This is a genomic window from Gottfriedia sp. NPDC057991, from assembly GCF_042886615.1.
Taxonomy (GTDB): domain Bacteria; phylum Bacillota; class Bacilli; order Bacillales; family Bacillaceae_G; genus Gottfriedia.
This window is the reverse complement of the sequence record NZ_JBHVQN010000019.1, coordinates 1-2,832: the sequence shown is the minus strand read 5'-3', so window position 1 is coordinate 2,832 and position 2,832 is coordinate 1. Positions and strand designations below refer to the sequence as shown.

At 56.9% G+C, this 2,832-nt stretch carries 1 rRNA gene; it reads left to right on the top strand.

What is annotated here, in order from left to right:
• Positions 1-28: 28 nt before the first annotated feature.
• Positions 29-2,832 (top strand): 23S ribosomal RNA (locus tag ACFVR2_RS25075); the annotation flags it as partial.

Sequence of the window (2,832 nt, the reverse complement as noted above, 5' to 3'; positions counted from 1 at the left end):
GAACTGCACAGTGGACGCGAGCATCTGTGGCCAAGTTTTTAAGGGCGCACGGTGGATGCCTTGGCACCAGGAACCGATGAAGGACGTGAGAGGCCGCGATAGGCCCCGGGGAGCTGCCAACTGAGCTTTGATCCGGGGGTGTCCGAATGGGGAAACCCGGCAGTCGTCATGGGCTGTCACCCACTGCTGAACACATAGGCAGTGTGGAGGGAACGAGGGGAAGTGAAACATCTCAGTACCCTCAGGAAGAGAAAACAACCGTGATTCCGGGAGTAGTGGCGAGCGAAACCGGATGAGGCCAAACCGTATGCGTGTGATACCCGGCAGGGGTTGCGCATGCGGGGTTGTGGGAGTGCACTTGACTGGTCTGCCGGCTGGTCGGAGAGTCAGAAACCGTACAGGTAGGCGAAGGACATGCGAAAGGTCCGGCGTAGAGGGTAAGACCCCCGTAGCTGAAACATTGACGGCTCGTTTGAGAGACACCCAAGTAGCACGGGGCCCGAGAAATCCCGTGTGAATCTGGCGGGACCACCCGCTAAGCCTAAATATTCCCTGGTGACCGATAGCGGATAGTACCGTGAGGGAATGGTGAAAAGTACCGCGGGAGCGGAGTGAAATAGTACCTGAAACCGTGTGCCTACAAGCCGTGGGAGCGTCGCTGTATGTGCTTGACATCAGTCGTGACTGCGTGCCTTTTGAAGAATGAGCCTGCGAGTTTGCGGTGTGTTGCGAGGTTAACCCGTGTGGGGAAGCCGTAGCGAAAGCGAGTCCGAATAGGGCGATTGAGTTGCACGCTCTAGACCCGAAGCGGAGTGATCTAGCCATGGGCAGGTTGAAGCGGAGGTAAGACTTCGTGGAGGACCGAACCCACCAGGGTTGAAAACCTGGGGGATGACCTGTGGTTAGGGGTGAAAGGCCAATCAAACTCCGTGATAGCTGGTTCTCCCCGAAATGCATTTAGGTGCAGCGTCGTGTGTTTCTTGCCGGAGGTAGAGCACTGGATAGGCGATGGGCCCTACCGGGTTACTGACCTTAGCCAAACTCCGAATGCCGGTAAGTGAGAGCACGGCAGTGAGACTGTGGGGGATAAGCTCCATGGTCGAGAGGGAAACAGCCCAGAGCATCGACTAAGGCCCCTAAGCGTACGCTAAGTGGGAAAGGATGTGGAGTCGCAGAGACAACCAGGAGGTTGGCTTAGAAGCAGCCACCCTTGAAAGAGTGCGTAATAGCTCACTGGTCAAGTGATTCCGCGCCGACAATGTAGCGGGGCTCAAGCGTACCGCCGAAGTCGTGTCATTGCAGCATATAGGGCCAACGCCTGCTGTGATGGGTAGGGGAGCGTCGTGTGCCGGGTGAAGCAGCCGCGGAAGCGAGTTGTGGACGGTTCACGAGTGAGAATGCAGGCATGAGTAGCGATACACACGTGAGAAACGTGTGCGCCGATTGACTAAGGGTTCCTGGGTCAAGCTGATCTGCCCAGGGTAAGTCGGGACCTAAGGCGAGGCCGACAGGCGTAGTCGATGGACAACCGGTTGATATTCCGGTACCCGCTTTGAAGCGCCAACATCGAACCAGGCGATGCTAAGTCCGTGAAGCCGCCCTGGAGCCTTCGGGCAAAGGGGAGTGGTGGAGCCGACGGACCAGACTTGTAGTAGGTGAGTGATGGGGTGACGCAGGAAGGTAGTCCAGCCCGGGCGGTGGTTGTCCCGGGGTAAGGGTGTAGGACGCACGGTAGGCAAATCCGTCGTGCATATAGTCTGAGACCTGATGCCGAGCCGATTGTGGTGAAGTGGATGATCCTATGCTGTCGAGAAAAGCCTCTAGCGAGTTTCATGGCGGCCCGTACCCTAAACCGACTCAGGTGGTCAGGTAGAGAATACCGAGGCGTTCGGGTGAACTATGGTTAAGGAACTCGGCAAAATGCCCCCGTAACTTCGGGAGAAGGGGGGCCACGTCTGGTGATCGGATTTACTCCGTGAGCTGGGGGTGGCCGCAGAGACCAGCGAGAAGCGACTGTTTACTAAAAACACAGGTCCGTGCGAAGCCGTAAGGCGATGTATACGGACTGACGCCTGCCCGGTGCTGGAACGTTAAGGGGACCGGTTAGTGCACTTTCGGGTGTGCGAAGCTGAGAACTTAAGCGCCAGTAAACGGCGGTGGTAACTATAACCATCCTAAGGTAGCGAAATTCCTTGTCGGGTAAGTTCCGACCTGCACGAATGGCGTAACGACTTCTCGACTGTCTCAACCATAGGCCCGGTGAAATTGCACTACGAGTAAAGATGCTCGTTTCGCGCAGCAGGACGGAAAGACCCCGGGACCTTTACTACAGTTTGATATTGGTGTTCGGTTCGGCTTGTGTAGGATAGGTGGGAGACTTTGAAGCAGCAACGCCAGTTGTTGTGGAGTCGTCGTTGAAATACCACTCTGGTCGTGCTGGATGTCTAACCTGGGTCCGTGATCCGGATCAGGGACAGTGTCTGATGGGTAGTTTAACTGGGGCGGTTGCCTCCTAAAGAGTAACGGAGGCGCCCAAAGGTTCCCTCAGCCTGGTTGGCAATCAGGTGTTGAGTGTAAGTGCACAAGGGAGCTTGACTGTGAGACCGACGGGTCGAGCAGGGACGAAAGTCGGGACTAGTGATCCGGCGGTGGCTTGTGGAAGCGCCGTCGCTCAACGGATAAAAGGTACCCCGGGGATAACAGGCTGATCTTCCCCAAGAGTCCATATCGACGGGATGGTTTGGCACCTCGATGTCGGCTCGTCGCATCCTGGGGCTGGAGTCGGTCCCAAGGGTTGGGCTGTTCGCCCATTAAAGCGGCACGCGAGCTGGG